This window comes from Bradyrhizobium macuxiense, from assembly GCF_007993935.1.
Lineage (GTDB): Bacteria > Pseudomonadota > Alphaproteobacteria > Rhizobiales > Xanthobacteraceae > Bradyrhizobium > Bradyrhizobium macuxiense_A.
Map to the genome: position 1 here is coordinate 187,762 of NZ_VITY01000008.1, position 19,127 is coordinate 206,888.

General features: G+C 65.4%; 19 protein-coding genes. 3 read left to right on the forward strand and 16 right to left on the reverse strand.

What is annotated here, in order from left to right:
* Positions 1-108: 108 nt before the first annotated feature.
* From FBZ93_RS21950 to FBZ93_RS21960, 3 genes are all read right to left on the reverse strand, one after another.
* Positions 109-1,110 (reverse strand): Hsp33 family molecular chaperone, encoded by a 1,002-nt coding sequence (locus FBZ93_RS21950; RefSeq protein WP_146988392.1) that lies wholly within the window; start codon positions 1,108-1,110, stop codon positions 109-111.
* 197 nt (positions 1,111-1,307) lie between these two features.
* Positions 1,308-2,234, reverse strand: a complete 927-nt coding sequence (gene argF / locus FBZ93_RS21955) for an ornithine carbamoyltransferase (RefSeq protein WP_074131130.1) — start codon at positions 2,232-2,234, stop codon at positions 1,308-1,310.
* The gene (locus tag FBZ93_RS21960; RefSeq protein ID WP_167529159.1) at positions 2,234-3,439 is read right to left on the reverse strand and encodes an aspartate aminotransferase family protein; all 1,206 of its coding nucleotides are present in this window, start codon (positions 3,437-3,439) and stop codon (positions 2,234-2,236) included. The genes argF and FBZ93_RS21960 overlap by 1 nt, the downstream gene beginning before the upstream one ends.
* Before the next feature lie 498 nt (positions 3,440-3,937).
* Between FBZ93_RS21960 and FBZ93_RS21965 the strand changes: the two genes are divergently transcribed.
* On the forward strand, positions 3,938-4,450 hold the full coding sequence (locus FBZ93_RS21965) for a GcrA family cell cycle regulator (protein ID WP_018269585.1): 513 nt from the start codon (positions 3,938-3,940) through the stop codon (positions 4,448-4,450).
* A 399-nt stretch (positions 4,451-4,849) separates the two neighbouring features.
* Here the strand turns inward: FBZ93_RS21965 and phoB are convergent, their stop codons facing one another.
* From phoB to FBZ93_RS22030, 13 genes are all read right to left on the reverse strand, one after another.
* Positions 4,850-5,560: a phosphate regulon transcriptional regulator PhoB gene (phoB, locus tag FBZ93_RS21970; protein WP_016844067.1), complete on the reverse strand. Its 711-nt coding sequence runs from the start codon at positions 5,558-5,560 to the stop codon at positions 4,850-4,852.
* A 130-nt stretch (positions 5,561-5,690) separates the two neighbouring features.
* The gene (phoU, locus tag FBZ93_RS21975) at positions 5,691-6,407 is read right to left on the reverse strand and encodes a phosphate signaling complex protein PhoU (RefSeq protein WP_074131129.1); all 717 of its coding nucleotides are present in this window, start codon (positions 6,405-6,407) and stop codon (positions 5,691-5,693) included.
* A gap of 11 nt (positions 6,408-6,418) precedes the next feature.
* Positions 6,419-7,237, reverse strand: coding sequence for a phosphate ABC transporter ATP-binding protein PstB (pstB, locus tag FBZ93_RS21980; protein WP_016844065.1), 819 nt, complete (start codon positions 7,235-7,237; stop codon positions 6,419-6,421).
* Positions 7,234-8,079 (reverse strand): phosphate ABC transporter permease PstA, encoded by an 846-nt coding sequence (gene pstA / locus FBZ93_RS21985; RefSeq protein ID WP_146988394.1) that lies wholly within the window; start codon positions 8,077-8,079, stop codon positions 7,234-7,236. The genes pstB and pstA overlap by 4 nt, the downstream gene beginning before the upstream one ends.
* A 4-nt stretch (positions 8,080-8,083) precedes the next feature.
* Positions 8,084-9,073 (reverse strand): phosphate ABC transporter permease subunit PstC, encoded by a 990-nt coding sequence (gene pstC, locus FBZ93_RS21990; protein WP_167529160.1) that lies wholly within the window; start codon positions 9,071-9,073, stop codon positions 8,084-8,086.
* A 229-nt stretch (positions 9,074-9,302) separates the two neighbouring features.
* On the reverse strand, positions 9,303-10,313 hold the full coding sequence (gene pstS / locus FBZ93_RS21995; protein ID WP_146988398.1) for a phosphate ABC transporter substrate-binding protein PstS: 1,011 nt from the start codon (positions 10,311-10,313) through the stop codon (positions 9,303-9,305).
* A gap of 136 nt (positions 10,314-10,449) precedes the next feature.
* Positions 10,450-11,763: an ATP-binding protein gene (locus FBZ93_RS22000; protein ID WP_146988400.1), complete on the reverse strand. Its 1,314-nt coding sequence runs from the start codon at positions 11,761-11,763 to the stop codon at positions 10,450-10,452.
* 87 nt (positions 11,764-11,850) lie between these two features.
* Positions 11,851-12,906, reverse strand: a complete 1,056-nt coding sequence (locus FBZ93_RS22005) for a lysylphosphatidylglycerol synthase domain-containing protein (RefSeq protein ID WP_246667588.1) — start codon at positions 12,904-12,906, stop codon at positions 11,851-11,853.
* A 352-nt stretch (positions 12,907-13,258) separates the two neighbouring features.
* Positions 13,259-13,486 carry a SelT/SelW/SelH family protein gene (locus tag FBZ93_RS22010; RefSeq protein ID WP_146988401.1) on the reverse strand — a complete coding sequence of 76 codons (228 nt, stop codon included), beginning with the start codon at positions 13,484-13,486 and terminating at the stop codon, positions 13,259-13,261.
* A gap of 19 nt (positions 13,487-13,505) precedes the next feature.
* Positions 13,506-14,414, reverse strand: a complete 909-nt coding sequence (locus FBZ93_RS22015) for a haloalkane dehalogenase (RefSeq protein ID WP_146988403.1) — start codon at positions 14,412-14,414, stop codon at positions 13,506-13,508.
* Complete coding sequence (locus FBZ93_RS22020) at positions 14,411-15,001, reverse strand: TetR/AcrR family transcriptional regulator (RefSeq protein WP_146988405.1); 591 nt, start codon at positions 14,999-15,001, stop codon at positions 14,411-14,413. The genes FBZ93_RS22015 and FBZ93_RS22020 overlap by 4 nt, the downstream gene beginning before the upstream one ends.
* Positions 15,002-15,110: 109 nt before the next feature.
* On the reverse strand, positions 15,111-15,407 hold the full coding sequence (locus FBZ93_RS22025; protein ID WP_146988407.1) for a hypothetical protein: 297 nt from the start codon (positions 15,405-15,407) through the stop codon (positions 15,111-15,113).
* A gap of 2 nt (positions 15,408-15,409) precedes the next feature.
* Complete coding sequence (locus FBZ93_RS22030; RefSeq protein WP_146988408.1) at positions 15,410-16,804, reverse strand: OmpA family protein; 1,395 nt, start codon at positions 16,802-16,804, stop codon at positions 15,410-15,412.
* A 167-nt stretch (positions 16,805-16,971) separates the two neighbouring features.
* Between FBZ93_RS22030 and FBZ93_RS22035 the strand changes: the two genes are divergently transcribed.
* Together FBZ93_RS22035 and FBZ93_RS22040 are read left to right on the forward strand one after the other, a co-directional pair.
* Positions 16,972-18,030, forward strand: coding sequence for a polysaccharide deacetylase family protein (locus tag FBZ93_RS22035; protein ID WP_146988410.1), 1,059 nt, complete (start codon positions 16,972-16,974; stop codon positions 18,028-18,030).
* Positions 18,031-18,199: 169 nt separating this feature from the next.
* On the forward strand, positions 18,200-19,000 hold the full coding sequence (locus FBZ93_RS22040) for an SDR family NAD(P)-dependent oxidoreductase (protein WP_146988412.1): 801 nt from the start codon (positions 18,200-18,202) through the stop codon (positions 18,998-19,000).
* Positions 19,001-19,127 lie beyond the last annotated feature (127 nt).

Below are 19,127 nucleotides of genomic sequence, written 5' to 3' on the forward strand. Positions count from 1 at the left end.
GCACGTGGTCCAGCTGCATTGCAATGTTTGGCTGCGTGTCAGCGGATTTAACAGGCGGCGGCGTCCAGCGGCGACCCGCCGGACAAGCCTGCGTGCGGTAACGCCCGCTTACTCGACGCCGGCTTCCTGCGGCGTGAATTCGTAGACCGACGAGCAGAACTCGCAGGTCACGACGACCTTGCCGTCCTTGACCATCTCGGCGCGATCGTTCGGCGCAAAGCTCTTCAGCATCGACGACACCGCGTCGCGCGAGCAGGAGCACTGCGCGCGCAGCGGTTGCGGATTGAAGACGCGGACGCCGCGTTCGTGGAACAGGCGGTACAACAGCCGCTCGCCTGAGAGATCGGGATCGATCAGCTCGACGTCCTCGACGGTTGAGATCAGCGACTGTCCCTCGACCCAGGCGTCGTCGTCAGGCACGGAGTGCGTGACCGTGCCCTCGGGCGCATCGCCGGGGTGCAGATCGGCCTGCTTGGCGCGCTCGGGCGCCTTGGGCAGGAATTGCAGCAGGATGCCGCCGGCGCGCCAGTGCAGCTTGCCGCCTTCGCCGCCGCGCATCTCCTCGCCGACCGCAAGCCGCACCCGCGTCGGGATCTGTTCCGAGCGCAGGAAATATTCGTGAGCCGCCTCTTCCAGGCCGCCGCCATCAAGCGCCACCAGGCCCTGGTAGCGGCTGGTGTTCGAGCCCTGGTCGATGGTCATCGCAAGGTGGCCCTTGCCGAGCAGCTCGCCCGAGGTCTGCCCCGGCTTGAGCTGCGCCGCGTCATAGCGCGCATAGGCGCGCAGCCGGTCGGGCGCCTGGAAATCGACGATCAGCAGCGAGACCGGGCCTTCGGTCCGGGTCTGCAGGATGAAGCGGCCTTCGAACTTGACGGTTGAGCCGAGCAGCGTGGTCAGCACTATGGCCTCGCCGAGCAGCTTGCCGACTGCCGGCGGGTAATCGTGCTTGTGCAGGATCTCGTCGAGCGCGGGGCCGAGCCGGGTCAGCCGGCCGCGCAAATCCAGCGCGCCGACCTCGAAGGCCAGCACGGCATCGTCGACAGGAACCGCTGACGGCGCGCGAACCGGCGCCTCGGTCGTGATTTTGATGTCGGGGGATTGTGAAACCATGGCGCTCTATCTGGGGTCTCGGACCGTGAAATAAAGGGGTTCACTACAACGCATATCTCCGTCGTCCCTGCGAAAGCAGGGACCCATAACCACCGTTGTCGGTTGCTGCGCCAAGCTGGGGCCCCAGCCGTTTACAACAAGGACCAACGGTGGTTATGGGTCCCGGCTTTCGCCGGGACGACAGCGTTGAAGCGGCGCTACGCGACTTCGTTAAAGCACCAGGCCAGAATGCCCTTCTGCGCATGCAGGCGGTTTTCCGCCTCGTCGAACACCACGGATTGCGGCCCGTCGATCACCTCGTCGGTGACCTCCTCGCCGCGATGCGCGGGCAGGCAGTGCATGAACAGCGCGTCCGGCTTGGCGAGCGACATCAGCTTGGCATTGACCTGATAGGGCTGCAGCACGTTGTGGCGGTGCTCGCCCTCCTTGTCGCCCATCGACACCCAGGTGTCGGTGACGACGCAGTCGGCGCCGCGCACGGCGGCTTCCGGGTCGGTGCCGAGCACGATCGGCGCGCCGGTCGCCTTGATCCAGTCGCGCATCGGCTTCTTCGGCGAAAGCTCCGGGGGGGTCGCGACATTGAGCTGGAACTTGAACCGCTCGGCGGCGTGCGCCCAGGAGGCCAGCACGTTGTTGTCGTCGCCGGTCCAGGCCACGGTCTTGCCCGCGATCGAGCCGCGATTTTCCTCATAGGTCATGAGGTCGGCCATCACCTGGCAGGGATGCGAACGCCGGGTCAGGCCGTTGATGACCGGCACCGTGGCGTGCGCGGCGAGTTCGAGCAGCGCGTCATGGTTGAGGATGCGGATCATGATCGCATCGACATAGCGCGACAGCACGCGCGCGGTGTCGGCGATGGTCTCGCCGCGGCCGAGTTGCATCTCGGCGCCGGTCAGCATGATGGATTCACCGCCGAGCTGGCGCATGCCGACGTCGAACGACACCCTGGTGCGGGTCGACGGGCGCTCGAAGATCATCGCCAGCGTCTTGCCCTCGAGCGGCTTCCGGCCCTTCTCATGCGCCTTCAGCTTCGCCTTCATGGCGGCTCCGGCGGAGAGCATGTTGCGCAACTCGCCGAGCGGCAGCTCGTTGATGTCGAGGAAGTGACGGACCGGCTTGCTCATTATCCGGCCTTCCTCGGCTGTGCCGCCGACAATGTCGCGCAGGCGCGCTCGAGCGAGGTGATCGACTGGTCGATCTCGGCCTCGGTCACGATCAACGGCGCGAGGAACCGCACCACGTTGTCGCCGGCGCCGACGGTGAGCAGCTTCTCGTTGCGCAGCGCCGCGATCAAATCGCCCGACGGCACCACGGCCTTGACGCCGATCAACAGGCCCTCGCCGCGCACCTCCGACAGCACGCCGGGATAGCGGTCGACGACGGAGGCGAGCTTCTGCTTGAGCAGCAGCGACATCTTCTGCACGTGCTCGAAGAAACCGGGCTTGAGCATGACGTCGAGCACGGCATTGGCCGCGGCGACTGCGAGCGGATTGCCGCCGAAGGTCGAGCCGTGCGAGCCCGGCGCCATGCCGGCCGCGGCCTGCGCGGTCGCCAGCACCGCGCCGATCGGGAATCCGCCGCCGAGCGCCTTGGCCAGCGACATCACATCCGGCGTCACACCCGTGCGCTTGTAGGCGAACAGGTCGCCGGTGCGTCCCATGCCGGTCTGCACCTCGTCGAATGCGAGCAACAGGCCATGCTCGTCACACAGCGCGCGCAATGCCTTGAAGAATGCCTGCGGCGCGCCTCGCACGCCGCCCTCGCCCTGCACCGGCTCGATCAGGATGCCGGCGGTGTGCGGGCCGATCGCCTTCTTCACCGCCTCGATGTCGCCGTGCGGCACCTGGTCGAAGCCGTCCATCGGCGGGCCGAAGCCCTCGAGATATTTCGCCGAGCCGGTCGCAGCCAGCGTACCCAACGTGCGGCCGTGGAACGCGCCTTCGAAGGTGATGATGCGGTAGCGCTCGCCATGGCCCTTGGAGAAATGATGGTGACGGACCAGTTTGATCACGCCTTCCATCGCTTCCGCGCCGGAATTGCAGAAGAACACGAAGTCGGCGAAGCTCTGCTCGCACAGCCGCGCGGCGAGCACCTCGCCGTCCGGGCTCTTGAACAGGTTCGACATGTGCCAGAGCTTGGTCGCCTGTTCCTGCAGCGCCTTGACCAGATGCGGATGCGCATGCCCGAGCGCGTTCACCGCAACCCCCGAGGTGAAATCGAGATAGCGGTCGCCGTTGGTTGCGATCAGCCAGGCGCCCTCACCGCGCTCGAAGCCGAGATCGACCCTGGCGAAGACGGGGAGCAGATGCGACGAGGCGTTGTTGGTCATGGCGTTCACTGCCGGTTTGAGGCCGACAATTGCCGCGCGCATTGACGCCAGCGCAGCAACGGCCAGCTTCGGAAAACAAAACGGCCGCCTTTGCGGGCGGCACGTGGGCAACATTCTATGCTGCGGCGGGACCGTGTCAATCGCCAGGAGCCGCCCTTTTGCCTGCCTTCCTGCAATGCGCAGCGAGCGCAATCCGGAGCATTCCGGTGCGGTGGAAAAGCCTCATTGCAATGCCTAACTGTGTGGGAACATGTGGACGCACGGCCGCGGACTCTTGCGCCAGAGTCACGCCATATTGTAGCGTTTGGCCTGTCGGGTACGACATCTCGTGCGGCAGTACTGGACCCTCTAAGTAGCCTTTGTGTCTCGCGTAAACGTTCGGGCGCAACACCGTGCCCGGCGAGGGCTAAGGGATTCTGGCCGCAGGGATATTTGTCCAGATTTGGCTCGCAGCGCCGCTCCAATGACTGGCCGGCGCCATGCGAAAGGAAGAATGCGATGACGGTATTGACCTGGTCCGACGATCGCGTCGAGCAGCTGAAGAAGCTCTGGGAGTCTGGCCTCTCGGCCAGCCAGATCGCAGCGGAACTTGGCAATGTGACGCGAAACGCCGTGATCGGCAAAGTGCACCGGCTCGGCCTCTCCGGCCGCGCCAAGGCCCCCTCCACGGCTGCGCCGCGGCAGCGCAAGGCCCGTCCCGCCCAGCACATGATGCGGGTGGCGCGCCCGGTCTCGCGCGGCAACACCGCGCTCGCGCACGCCTTCGAGGTCGAGATGGAGCCCGATCCGATCTCCTACGACAACGTGGTGCCGATGAGCCAGCGGCTGTCGCTGCTCGAGCTCAACGAAGCCACTTGCCACTGGCCGGTCGGCGATCCCTCGAGCCCGGAATTCTTCTTCTGCGGCGGCAAGGCGCTCGCCGGGCTGCCCTATTGCGCGCATCACTCGCGCGTCGCCTACCAGCCCGCCGCCGATCGGCGCCGGCCGTCGGCGAAGCCACAGATCAAGTAAGCACTCGGGAAACTAGCCTGGACTGCAAAAACAAATCCCCGCGCAAGCGGGGATTTTTTTGTGTGAGATCGTAGTCCGATGGAGCGCAGCGCACGACGTGAGGTGAGCACGCACGTCGGGCTCCCTCCCCCCTTGCGGGGGAGGGTTGGGGAGAGGGGTGCCGCTTGCTCCGCTGATTATCGATCGCGAAGAATGCACCGTCGGTTCGGGTTGAGAGGATGTCGCTACACGTCTCGCGCCACAGCCCGAGGCTCACCCCTCTCCCCACCCTCCCCCGCAAGGGGGGAGGGAGCCCGAGAGTGTGCTCACCTCACGTGATGACCAAACCAATTCACGTCACCAGCCGCGGCTTTATGGCTCGTCTTGACGATGCAGTGACAGTCACGCGCCGCACGCGCGTTACGGCTGCGGCTCAGCCTTGGCAAAGCGGTCGTCGAGCGCGTAGCCGGCGCCGCGCACGGTGCGGATCGGATCCTGCTCGCGGCCCGGATTGAGCAGCTTGCGGAGGCGGCCGATGTGCACGTCGACGGTGCGCTCATCGATGTAGATGTCGCGGCCCCAGACGCTGTCGAGCAGCTGCTCGCGGCTGAACACGCGGCCGGGATGCTCGAGGAAGAATTCGAGCAGGCGATATTCGGTCGGCCCGAGATCGATCGGGCGGCCCGAGCGCGCCACGCGGCGCTTCTCGCGGTCGAGCTCGATGTCGCCATAGGTCAGCACGGTCGCAAGCCGCTCCGGGCTCGCGCGGCGCAACAGGCCCTTCACCCGTGCCAGCAATTCGGGCACCGAGAATGGCTTGACGATGTAATCGTCGGCGCCGGTGGCAAGCCCGCGCACGCGCTCGCTCTCCTCGCCGCGCGCGGTCAGCATGATGATCGGAAGCTGCTTGGTCTCGGGCCGCGCCCGCAGACGGCGGCACAGTTCGATGCCGGACAGGCCCGGCAGCATCCAGTCCAGCACCACGAGGTCGGGAACGCGCTCCTTCAGCCGAGTATCGGCATCGTCGCCGCGCCCCACGGTTTCGACATCGTAGCCTTCCGCATCGAGGTTATAGCGCAACAACGTCGTCAGCGCTTCCTCGTCTTCGACTACCAGAATGCGTGCGCTCATCGGTTTAAGTTCTTTCTCTGTGGTGATCCGTTGCCCAGACGCAAACCGAAACGCTTACTTTCCTGAGCACAATCCCCGCGGAAGCGACTTGTCGGGAAGACAATCCGGCTCCGCGCTTGCGGATCATGTTCTAGGTACCCGGCACCGTGGTGGCAAAAGTCGTCATGTCGCCCTTCGGGCGCTTGTCCGTGATCTGCTGACCCTCGATCATGTAGAACACCGTCTCGGCGATGTTGGTGGCGTGATCGCCGATCCGCTCGATGTTCTTGGCGCAGAACATCAGATGGATGCAGAACGAGATGTTGCGCGGATCCTCCATCATGTAGGTGAGCAGCTCGCGGAACAGCGAGGTGCAGATCGCGTCGACTTCCTCGTCGCCCTTCCAGACGTTCATCGCCGCCGGCAGATCGTGCGCGGCATAGGCGTCGAGCACCGACTTGACCTGCGACAGCACGAGGTCGGTCATGTGCTCCAGGCCGCGGATCAGCTTCAGCGGCTGGAAATCGCTTTCCAGCGCCGCGACGCGCTTGCCCATGTTCTTGGCGAGATCGCCGATCCGCTCGAGGTCGGTGGCGACGCGCATCGCGCTGACGATTTCACGCAGGTCGATCGCCATCGGCTGGCGGCGCGCGATCGTCAGCACCGCGCGCTCTTCGATGACGCGCTGCAGATTGTCGATCTCGATGTCGGCGGCGACCACGCGCTTGCCGAGCGCGACGTCGCGACGGATCAGCGCATCGACCGACTCGGTAATCATCCGCTCGACGAGGCCGCCCATCTCGGCGACCAGGCGGGTCAACTCCTGCAGGTCGCTGTCGAATGCCTTGGCGGTATGTTCAGAAGCCATCGTCCCTCTCCTCAGCCGAACCGGCCGGTGATGTAATCCTGAGTCCGTCGATCGCTCGGCGAGGTGAAGATCTTGTTGGTGTCGTCGAACTCGATCAGCTCGCCGAGATACATGAAGGCGGTCTTGTCGGAGACGCGCGCCGCCTGCTGCATGTTGTGGGTGACGATCGCGATCGTGTAGTCCTCGGAGAGCTCCTGGATCAGCTCCTCGACCTTGGCGGTCGAGATCGGATCGAGCGCCGAGCAGGGCTCGTCGAACAGGATCACCTCGGGGCGCACCGCGACGGTGCGCGCGATGCACAGGCGCTGCTGCTGGCCGCCCGAGAGCGACAGGCCGGAGGCGTTCAGCTTGTCCTTGACCTCGTTCCACAGCGCGCCGCCGCGCAGCGCCTTCTCGACCCGGTCGTCCATCTCGGACTTCGAGATCTTCTCGTAAAGGCGGATGCCGAAGGCGATGTTCTCGTAGATCGTCATCGGGAACGGCGTCGGCTTCTGGAACACCATGCCGACCCGCGCGCGCAGCAGATTGAGGTCGAGCTTGGGATCGAGAATGTTGGTCTGGTCCAGCATCAGCTGGCCGACCGCGCGCTGGCCCGGATAGAGGTCATACATCCGGTTGAAGATGCGCAGCAGGGTCGACTTGCCGCAGCCCGACGGGCCGATGAACGCCGTGACGCGGTTGGTACCGAGCGTCAGGTTGATGTTCTTCAGCGCGTGGTGCTCGCCGTAATAGAAGTTGAGGTTGCGCACCGTGACTTTCGGCGGCGCTTCCGGAAGCGGAACCTGGGGAACGTGGCCCGCGGCAGTCGTGGAGACGGAAAGCTCGGTCATTTTGCGGCCCTTTCGGCACCAAGGATACGCGCGCCGATATTCAGCGCGAGCACGGTGAATGTGATCAGCAGTGCGCCGCTCCACGCCAGCTCTTTCCAGTAGGCGTAGGGGCTCTGCACGAAGTTGTTGATGGTCACCGGCAGGTTGGCCATCGTCTTGGTCAGATCCAGGCTGAAGAACTGGTTCGACAGCGCGGTGAACAACAACGGCGCGGTTTCGCCGGCGACGCGCGCGGTCGCCAGCAGCACGCCGGTGATCAAGCCGCTCCGCGCAGCACGATAAGCGATCCGCTTGATCACCAGCGAACGCGGCAGGCCGAGCGCGGAGGCCGCCTCGCGCAGCGGATTGGGCACCAGCAGCAGCATGTCCTCGGTGGTGCGCAGCACCACCGGGATCACGATCACGGCGAGCGCAAGTGCGCCTGCGATCGCCGAGAAGCCGCGCATCGGCACCACCACCGCGCCATAGATGAACAGGCCGATGATGATCGAGGGCGCGCTGAGCAGGATGTCGTTGATGAAGCGGATCACCGAGGTGAGCTTGTCGTGCTTGCCGTACTCGGCGAGGTAGGTGCCGGCGAACAGGCCGAGCGGGGCGCCGATGCCGACGCCGATCACGGTCATGATGACCGAACCGACGATGGCGTTGAGCAGGCCGCCATCGGTGGAGCCCGGCGGCGGCGTGTTCTGGGTGAACAGCTGCACGCTGAGGCCGGCAATGCCGTTGTAGAGCAGCGTGATCAGGATCAGCGCCAGCCAGGTGACGCCGAACAGCGCGGCGCCGACACAGAGTGCGCGAATGACGATGTCGCTGCGGCGGCGGGATTTGTAGATCGGGTTCATGGCGTTACTTCCCCGCCTTCTTTTCAAGCCGCATCAGCATCAGCCGCGCGCCGGCGAGCACGAAGAAGGTCAGCACGAACAGCAGGAGGCCGAGCAGGATCAGGCCGGACTGGTGCAGGCCGTCGCTCTCGGCGAATTCGCTGGCGATCGCCGCCGAGATCGTGGTGCCCGGCGCGAAGATCGACGACGAGATGCGGAACGAGTTGCCGATGATGAAGGTCACCGCCATGGTCTCGCCGAGGGCACGGCCGAGCGCCAGCATGACGCCGCCGATCACGCCGACGCGGGTGTAGGGGATCACCACGCTGCGGACGACTTCCCAGGTGGTGCAGCCCATGCCGTAGGCGGCCTCCTTCAGCACGGGCGGCACGGTCTTGAACACGTCGACCGAGATCGCGGTGATGAAGGGCAGCACCATGATGGCGAGGATCAGCGCGGCGTTGAACAGGCTGAGATAGGACGGCGGGCCTGCGAACACCGCGCCCAGCACCGGGACGCCCTCGAATATCCTGATCATGAAGGGCTGGAACGTGTTGGCCAGGAACGGGCCGAGCACGAAGAAGCCCCACATGCCGTAGATGATCGAGGGGATGCCGGCGAGCAGCTCGATGGCGATGCCGATCGGGCGACGCAGCACCTGCGGGCACAGCTCGGTGAGGAACACGGCGATGCCGATGCCGACCGGAATGGCGATCAGCATGGCGATGACGGAGGTGATCAGCGTGCCGTAGATCGGGCCGAGCGCGCCGAGCACCGGCGGATCGGCCGAAGGCGCCCAGCGCTGCGTCCAGAGGAAGGCGAAGCCATATTCCTTCATCGCCGGCCAGGCGCCGACGATCAGCGACAGGATAATGCCGCCGAGGATCAACAGAACCGAGATCGCCGAGATACGGGTGATCCAGTAGAAGGTGAGATCACCCAGCTTGAAGGCGCTGAGGGCCTTGGCGCGATCGTAAGGTCCCGCGGCTTCCATCACATCGCTCTGAACAGCCATGTCTGCCACGCCTATCCCCTCTTTTTTATTTGAAACCTGCACAAACCGCCACGCCCCGAAGCGATCTTCACTGACGCATTTGGCCGGGCGTCGTTCCGGCTTGCGCCTCCCGGGGCGCGAACCCCGGGCCCACCCCGCGCTTGTTGCCGCGGTGACGGGGCCCGGGTCTTAATCGCTTGACCTGTGCCGCCCTTGGCGGGCGGCACAGGCCTTGTTCGAAGCGTCGGACTTAGCTCTTGATGTCCGAGGACCAGGTCTTCTCGATCAGCTTGACGACCGAGTCCGGCATCGGGATGTAGTCGAGCTCTTCGGCCGCCTTGCCACCCTTCTCGAAGGCGTACTTGAAGAACTTGAGCGCTTCCTGCGAGGCCGCCTTGTCGGTCGAGTCCTTGTGCATCAGGATGAAGGTCGCCGCGGTGATCGGCCAGGAGGCATCGCCCGGCTGGTCGGTCAGGATCACGTAGTAGCCGGGGGCCTTCGACCAGTCGGCATTCGACGCAGCGGCCTGGAAGGCGGCGACGGTCGGCTGCACGGTCTTGCCGGCCTTGTTGACCAACGCGGCGTAGGTCAGCTTGTTCTGCTTGGCATAGGCGTATTCGACATAGCCGATTGCGTTCTTGGTCTGGCTGATGTTGCCGGCAACGCCTTCGTTGCCCTTGGCGCCGACGCCGACCGGCCACTCGACCGCGGTGCCGGAACCGACCTTGGACTTCCAGTCGGCGTTCGACTTGGAGAGGTAGTCGGTGAAGTTGAAGGTGGTGCCCGAACCGTCCGAACGGCGCACGACGGTGATAGCGTCGGCCGGCAGGGTCAGCTTCGGATTGAGCTTGGCGATCGCCGCGTCATTCCACTTGGTGATCTTGCCGAGATAGATGTCGCCGAGCACTTCGCCCGACAGCACGAGGTCGCCGGGCTTGACGCCTTCGACGTTCACGACCGGAACGATCGCGCCCATCACCATCGGCCACTGGACGAGACCGTCCTTCTCGAGCTGCTCGGCCTTGAGCGGCGCGTCGGTGGCGCCGAAAGTCACGGTCTTGGCCTGGATCTGCTTGATGCCGGCGCCAGAACCGATCGACTGATAGTTCAGGCCATTGCCGGTGTCCTTCTTGTAGGCGTCAGCCCACTTCGAATAGATCGGGAACGGAAACGTTGCGCCCGCGCCGGTAATATCGGCAGCGAAGGCCGACGTCGAAGCGGCGACCATGCCGGCAGCGACGATTGCTTTGATGAAATTCATGGGGTGGTCTCCATCTTGTGAGCGAAGCGCCGAATGCGCCCGATCGCGCTCACGCCGGTCCATCTAGGAGCGGTCGGTGCTGCTTTTACGAAGGTTGGATGACACTTAGATGACAGCACTAAGCGGCTGAAAATGCTCAGCTTTGCGTCGGCAGCAAGGTCTTCGGCCGGGGAAAACAGGCGGTAAAAGTCGCGCCGTTCTTCGGCACGCTCTCGATCAAAAGACGCCCGCGATGACGGTTAAGAATATGTTTCACCAGCGATAATCCGAGGCCCGTTCCGCCCTGGTTACGGCTGTCGCCGACGTCCACCCGGTAGAACCGCTCGGTCAGCCGCGGCAGGTGCTCCGGGGCGATGCCGGGGCCGAAATCCCGTACCATGACACGGATTTCGGGGCTCCCCTCGCCCGATGCGCCCGGGACGGTCTGATTGAGCGACACTATGACGCGGCCGCCCGAGGCGCCGTATTTGAGCGCGTTCTCGATCAGGTTCTCGAACAGGCGGAGCAGTTCCTCGCGGTCGCCGGCGATCCTGACCGGGGCCTGCGGCAGGTCGACCTCGATTTCGACCTGGCGCTCGCTGGCCAGCACCTCGAGCCCGTCGGCCACCTCGCGGATGATCGGCACGATGTCGATCGAGGCCTCGGGCCGCACATGGGCCGACAGTTCGACCCGCGACAGCGACAGCAGGTCGTCGATCAGCCGCGCCATGCGGGTGGCCTGGGTGTGCATGATGCCGAGGAAGCGCTCGCGCGCCCGGGCGTCCTCGCGCGCCGGCCCCTGCAGCGTGTCGATGAAGCCGGACAACGCGGCCAGCGGCGTGCGCAGCTCATGGCTGGCATTGGCGACGAAGTCGGCGCGCATTTCCTCGACCCGGCGCAGCGGCGTCAGGTCGTGGAAGGTCATCAGCATGCACTTCTCGGTGCCGCCGAACTGGGTCGGCACCGGCACCGGCGTGATCACCAATTCCATCCAGCGATCGACCGGAACATGGTCCGAGTAGGTGGCGCGCCGCGGCTCGGTGGTGGCGATCGCCTCGCGTAACGCAGTGATAATCTCCGGCGAACGCAGGGCAAATTGCGCCAATTCGTTCTTGCGCAGCGCCGGCGCGAGCTGGGCCGCGGCGGCATTGAGATGGATGACGCGGCCGGCGCGATCGAGCAGCACGGCCGGGTCCGGCATGCCGGCGACGACGGCGCTCACGGCGGTAGCCTCGACCGGATTGCCGTGGCGGACATCCTCGCGCGAGGTCCCGGCATCATGCAGCCGCCACGGTACCAACGCCGCGGCCGCGATGCAGACGAACACCGCGCAGGCACGTACCAGCGACAATTCGCCGAGCGCAACCACCACGCTGAGCGCCAGCGCTGCGGCAAGCAGGATCAGCGCGGAATGGCGCAGGCGGTCGGGCCAGGGCGAGAAAATGGACTGCGGGGTATCGTCAATTGCCATCGCGGCGGCTTTCTTCCCGTCGGTTCGTGTCTCGCCGAGGCGCGGTCATCAGATCGACCATCCCTCGGGAGGCATCGGGCCGCGCCATCAGACCCCGGAATCACCGCGCTTGCGGACCAGAACCGCCTCATGGTGCGGCTCGGCGCGGGGACCCGAATCAGTCTGCGGCAGCCGTTTGAGTCGGGCGCCGACGATAACCTCCCGAAACGTCAGCAAGATTACAGATATGACGAATGGCGCAATATAGTAGAGCAGGCGGAACAGCAGCATACCGCCGAGCAGGTCCTCGCGGTCCATCTGCCAGAGGCCGACCAGCATGGCGGCGTCGAACACCCCGAGCCCGCCGGGGGAGTGGCTGGCGAAGCCGAGCAGGGTCGCCGAGACGAAGATGACCGCGACCACGACGAAGCCGAGATTGGGCTCGTCCGGCACCAGCACGTACATCGCCAGCGCGCAGAAGCCGAGGTCGACGATGCCGATCGCGACCTGCAGCAACGTCAGCGGACCGCCCGGCAGGGTCACCGTCCAGGGCCCGCGGCCGACCACCCGCGGCTGGGTCCAGACCCAGACCACATAGGCGACCAGCGCGATGATGATGCCGAACGCCAGTGTGCGGTTGAGCCAGGGCGGCAGCTGATCGATGTTGGCCGCGGCCTCCGGGTGATAGGCGATGCCGAGCCCGAGCACCGCGGCGTTGCCGAGCCAGAAGGTCAGGCCGGCGAGAAAGCAGATCTTGGCGACGTCGATCGCGTTCAATCCCCAGGCCGAATAGATCCTGTAGCGCACCGCGCCGCCGGTGAAGACGCTGGCGCCGACATTGTGGCCGATCGAATAGGAGGTGAATGCCGCGAGCGCATTGATGCGATAGGGCACGTGGGCGTGGCCGATCGCGCGCACCGCGAACAAATCGTAGAAGGTCAGCGTGAAATAGCCGGCTGCGACGAATAGCCCCGCCAGCATGATCTGCCGCGGTTCGGTGCTCTTGATGGCCTCGAGCACCTCGTTGGTGTCGATGCCGCGCAGCATGTGATAGAGGACGTAGCAGGCGATGCCGATGACGGCGATGCTGATGACAACACCCAGCCGATGCAGGAGTTGCTTCTGGCGTAGAAACGCCATCGCCCTGCGTATTGCTTCCAGCATCTAGACCTCGAATTGCGATCCCGCGACGACGGCTTCCGGGCGATCTCCGCCGGCGCTTCGCTGTGCCCTGCCCCGTGTAGCGCGTTTTAAGCCGGAGTGGAATTCGTCAAACGACAATAAAACGCGCATCTTCAAGATATTAGGGATGATTCATGACAGCGGGTGCACAAATATGCGCGTTTCTCGCCACCTTCGACAAGGCTTGACATACACCTGCGGCAGTTAGCCCGGCGAATGGTGCGCAAGACCATCCGGTAAACTACGGGAGGCTGATGCGCCGCGCGGCATCTGGTCAACGAAAATCGCCGCCGCAATGATCATTGCGACGGCGAGGAGGCAAGTCCGCGGTTCGTCATGCCCGCGCGGTCGTCACCGCGGTGACGATGTCAGCGGCATCGGGGAAATGTCCCTTCACGCGCCTGGCGATCACTTTGCCGTCAAGCCTGACCTCGAAGACGCCGCCCTTGCCGGGCACCAGCTCCGCATCGAGGCCAAGGCGTTCGCGCAGCAGCGTGGCCGCCGCCCTGGCGCGCGTCTCGTAGCCGCAGGGACGGCAATAGGTGATCGAGAGGTCGGTCATGGCGTGTTCTCCCATCCGCTCATGCTGCAAGATGCTGCGCGCTCGCAGCCTCGATGCCGGCGATCCAGCCAGCGACCGAGCGGCCGATCGCCTCCGGATGGTCTTCCTGCAGGTAATGCGCGCCCGCGCCGAGCTGAATGACCGCGCAATGCTGCAGCCGCGCCGCGAATTCGGCGGCGAAGGCCGGCGACACCAACGCTCCGGGCGAGCCGGCGAACAGCAGCTTCGGATAGGTCGAGGCCGCGAGCGCCGCATGCGCTGCCGTGAGCGCCTGATCGACATCATCAGGCTCGCCTGCGATCGGCAGCTCGCGCGGCAGCATCAAGGTCGGCTTGCGGCTCGCGCGGGTCGCGAACGGCGCGCGGTAGGCTTCCATCTCCTCGTCGCTGAGCGTGCGCAGGATCGAGCCGGGCAGCACGCGCTCGACGAACGCGTTGCCGTCGAGAACCATCGCCTCGCCTACTCCCGGCGTGCGGAATTTCCGGAACGTCTCCCGCGCGGCCTCGTGCTGGTGGAAGTCGGACCAGTCCCGCATCGGGCGGATGAACTCCATGAAGGCGAGCCCGCGCACGAGCTGCGGGCGCCGCGCCGCAAGGTGGAAGGCCAGCGCCGTGCCCCAATCCTGGGCGACGAGATACGCCGAGGTGATGCCGAGCTCGTCGATCAATGCGTCGAGATAGTCCGCCTGGTCGAAGAAGCGGTAAGCGATATCGGGCTTGCCGGACTGGCCGTAGCCGATCAGGTCGGGCGCGATGCAGTGCCCGACCGGCGCCACCAGCGGCATGATGTTGCGCCAGATGTAGGACGACGTCGGATTGCCGTGCAGGAACAGCACGTGCGGCGCGTCGCTGCGCCCAAGCTCGCGATAGGCCATCGTAGATCCGAGCACGGCGCGATGATGCAGGCTGATGTCGGCGGATGTCGTCATGGCAACTCCTTGAACACTGTTTGGAATGCGATCGTCTTGAAACGCTCGAGCGCAGCCGCGCTGCGTTCGACCTTCATGCGCAGCATGGCGCCCTGCCAGGATGCGAGCAGGAAGTCGGCAAGCTCATCGGGATCGAAGTCGGACGCGATCTCGCGCTTGGCCTGGGCCTCGGCGATGCAGGCGGCGAACGGCGCGCGCCATTCCCGGAAGATCTCGTCGAGCTGCTCGCGCAGCATCTCGCTGGTGCCCGACGCTTCGAGGCTGAAATCGCCGATCAGGCAGCCGCGGGTGAAGCCGTCATGGGCAAGCTTGCCGGTGATGAGATCGAGATAGCGGCGGAGCCGTTCGCGCGGCGGCAGCGAGATGTCGCCGAGCGCTTCCGCGACGAGGCCGCGCACATAGGTGAAGTAGCGGTCGAGCACCTCGGAGGCGAACAGCTCCTTGGAGCGGAAATGGTTGGTGAACGAGCCCTGCGGCGCGCCGGCAGCCGTGGTGACGTCGCGCACGCTGGTGCCGTGATAGCCGGTCCGGAACATTTCCTTCAGGCCGGCGTCGAGGATGGCATCGCGGAGAGAGGGTTTTGGCATGGACACGATTTAATACGTACGTGCGTATTGATGTCAAGCCCTATAATGCATGCGGCACGCGCCACGCGTGGCGGCGTCGCTCAGCTCCAATGGATCAAGGGTTTAGGGATCAGCTCGCGGGTTTGCTGCGCGAGACCACCCAGTCGCGCAGCCAGGAACCGATCGCGCAGCCGACGAGGTAAAGCGCGAACATGACCAGGAAGAGGTCGAGCCAATAGCCGAAGCGGCCGGGCACGACCCGCGCGAATGATGCCGCCACCAGCGCAGCGGCGAGCAGCGCGAGCCAGATCATCCAGATCCGTGAGACGGCCTGCGCCCGATGCACCACCGCGATCCAGCCCATGCCGAAGCCGAGCAACGCGGCGCCAAGCAGCCAACCCCAGAAGAATGTCGCGAGCACGGTCATCGCTACTTCACCACGAATTCGATGCGGCGGTTCTGCGCCTTGCCGTCTTCATTCTCGTTGCCGGCAAGCGGCTGCGTGCTGCCATAGCCGATCGGCGTGAAACGGTTGGCAGGCAGTCCGGCGCGCACCAGGTAATCCACCACGGCCTGCGCGCGCCGCTCCGACAAGGCCTGGTTGGCCGCCTCCTCGCCATCGCTGTCGGTGTGGCCTGCGACCTCGATCGTCGCATTGGGGCAGCGCATAGCGGTCTCGATCAGACGGTCGAGCAGGCCGGCGGAGTCGGGAACGATGTCGGCCTTCCCGGACTCGAAGCGGATCTTGCCCTTCGAGAGGATCTCGGAAAACAGCTGCTGGCACACGGTCGGATCGACCGGCGCCGCCGCCGGCTTCACCGTGACCTCGGCCTTGTACTGCCAGCCCTGCGGAAAGTCCTTGCCGAGCCCGTCGCGGATCTGGCCGGCGGCAGCATCGTAGAGCGCATCGCCCGACAGCTTCACCTCGCGATCCGACACCACGAGCGTCCCGGTCGACAGCCGCGACAGCGCACCGAGCGCGGGCACCACCGCCGCCGCAAACCCCGAGGGCGCGCCGATGCTGGCCTTGAGATTGTCGACCACCTTCTCGCTGAAGAACTTGCGGCCGGCTGCGGCAACCAGCGCGGCATGCACGTTGTTGTCGGGCACGTAACCGGTCAGCGTCAGTGTCACCGCGACCGGGTCCTTGTAGGCCTGGAACACGTAAGGCGGCGCCTTGATGTCGTTGGCGGCGATCGAATAGCCCTCCGGCAGGTTCTTCAGCGCCGCCGCCACCGCTTCGCGTCCACCGAGCTCGCGCGCCATGCCGGCGAGCGCGACCTTGTTGTCGGTCAGCGTGATCTTGCCTTCCTTCAGCTTGCCGATCTGGTCGAGCAGCAACAGCGCTGCCGGATCGAATCGCTGTGGCGCGCCGCGGGCGAGCGCCATCTGATCGACCACCTCGACACCGCCGAGGCCGGCCTTCGCGGCCTCGGTCAGCTTGCTCTTGCTCGACGGCAGCGGCGCGTTGCCGCCAAGCGTGACCCGCACCACGTCGCGCTCCGCCGACCACACATACGGCTTGGCCTCGGGAACAAGGCGGGTCTCGTCGTTGACCAGCCGCACACCCGGCACGGCTTCGACCGACGCCACTGCACTGAGGCGGCCGTCCTCGGAGAAGGCATTGGCGGTAAACGTCACGTCGCGGCCGTCGACGCTGATGCGGCGCTTGTCGAGCACGGTGTCCTTCAATGCGGCATTGGAGCGCGCAGCAAGATCCGCCTCGACCGTCGCCGTTGAGGTCCAGGCCGCGATACCCCACAGGACGACCAGTGGAATCACCCCCGGCCACCACTTGCTACTCCACTTGAAAAGTCCGTGCATTCAGCGTCCTGCGGGTCGGGAACCAGAGAGAAAACAAACCCTTGGCTGACTGTCAAACCCCAAATCGGCTGCCACGGCAGGGTGCCATGTCGGACCGGGATAACAGTTTCTTCAGTGGTCTTTCGCTAAGTTTGCGGCGGAATGCAAATCGGCCAGCCCGTGCCCTCATGAAACAACTCCGCAACACCGTGATCCGTGCCGGGATGGAGGCGTTGTATTTTTCGGGTGCGCATATCCTGCTGCGGCCGATTTTCGCCGGCGTCGGCGCCATCTTCATGCTGCACCACGTCCGCCCGCGGCGCGCCGACGCATTCCAGCCCAACCATCATCTCGAGGTCACGCCGGACTTCCTGCGCGCGATGCTGACGCATCTGCGCGCGCTCGACGTCGAAATCATCAGCATGGACGAGGCGCATCGCCGCCTCACCGAACGGAATTTCGCGCGGCGCTTCGCCTGCTTCACCTGCGACGACGGCTATCGCGACAATCGTGATTTCGCGCTTCCCGTGATGCGCGAGTTCGGCGCACCGTTCACGGTCTTTGTCGCGAGCGATTTCGCCGAGGGCTGCGGCAAATTGTGGTGGATCGCGCTGGAGCGGATCATTGCGGCAGCATCGGCGATCGAGCTGCCGATCGCCGGCGTCATGACACCGATCGACACCGCGACGCCGCAGGCCAAGCGCACGGCGTTCGGCCGCATGCACGACTGGCTACGTTCGCTGCCGGGCGAGCAGGAGATGGAGGCCGAGATCTCAGCGCTGTGCTCCCGCCACGGCGTCGACGAGGCCGGCATCGCGCGCGAGCTCTGCATGTCCTGGGACGAGTTGCGCGGCTTTGCCGCCGATCCGCTGGTCACGATCGGCGCCCACACCATCACCCATTGCAACCTCGCCAAGCAGAGCGAGACCATCGCATCGTTCGAGCTCGCCACCAGCCGGGCGCGGATCGAGGACGCGCTGCAGCGGCAAGTCGCGCATCTCGCCTATCCCTATGGCGACCGGATCGCCGCCGGGCAGCGCGAATTCGCCCTCGCAAGGTCAATCGGCTTCCGGACCGCGGTGACGACACGCCCGGGCATGCTGTTTCCCGAAAGCGCCGACCACATGACCGCCTTGCAGCGGGTCTCGCTGAACGGCAATTACCAGGACGCGCGGCTCTTGCCGGTGCTGACCTCCGGCGCCGCCACCGCGGTGTGGAACGGTTTTCGCCGGATCGATGCGGCGTAAGACCACGTGAACGTAGCCCGGATGCACCGAAGCGCAATCCGGGACGATCTCGCGACTGGATAATCCTGCCCCGGATTTCGCTTCGCTGCATCCGGGCTACAGACCCTCTCCTTCCTTGACTCGATCCCCGGCCGCGATCAGAACCATCGGCAACGCAATGGAGGAGCGCATGTTCAAGGATCTGTTTTCACTGAAGGGCCGCGTCGCGTTGGTGACCGGGGGATCGCGCGGCATCGGCAAGATGATCGCGGCCGGCTTCCTCGCGCAGGGTGCCGCCAAGGTCTACATCACCGCGCGCAAGGCAGGTCCCTGCGAGGCCACCGCCCAGGAGCTGTCAGCCGCCTATGACGGCGAATGCATCGCGCTGCCGATCGACATCTCGACCGTCGAGGGCTGCGACAAGCTCGCGAGCGAGATCATCAAGCTCGAGCCGAAGCTAGACATCCTCGTCAACAATGCCGGCGCGGCCTGGGGCGCGGATTTCGACGAATTCCCGGAGAGCGGCTGGGACAAGGTGATGAACCTCAACGTCAAGTCGATCTTCTTCCTGACCAAGGCGCTGGCCAAGCCGCTGCGCGCAGCGGCGAGCCACGACAGACCGGGCAAGGTGATCAACATCGCCTCGATCGACGGCATCTTCGTCAACCCGATGGAGACCTATTCCTACGCCGCCAGCAAGGCCGCGGTGATCCATCTGACGCGCCGGATGGCGACGCGGCTGATCAAGGACAACATCAACGTCACCGCGATCGCACCGGGCGCCTTCAAGTCGGACATGAACCGCGCCGCGCGCGACCACGCGGATGAAGTCGCCCAACGCGTTCCGTCGCGGCGGGTCGGCAGCGACGAGGATATGGCGGGCACCGCGATCTATCTCGCCTCGCGCGCCGGCGACTATGTGGTGGGCAACACCATCGCGGTCGACGGCGGCGTGGTCTACGCGACCGCGGGGCTGGAGATCGCGGGGTAAGCGCCCGCTGCTTGTACAAAAGAAAAGGGGCGAGCCAGGACCTTGTTCGGCTCACCCCTTTCCGGCCCCTCCGGGAGGAGACGAACTGTGAGGTCATGATGCGATCCCGCATCATGACCTCATTATC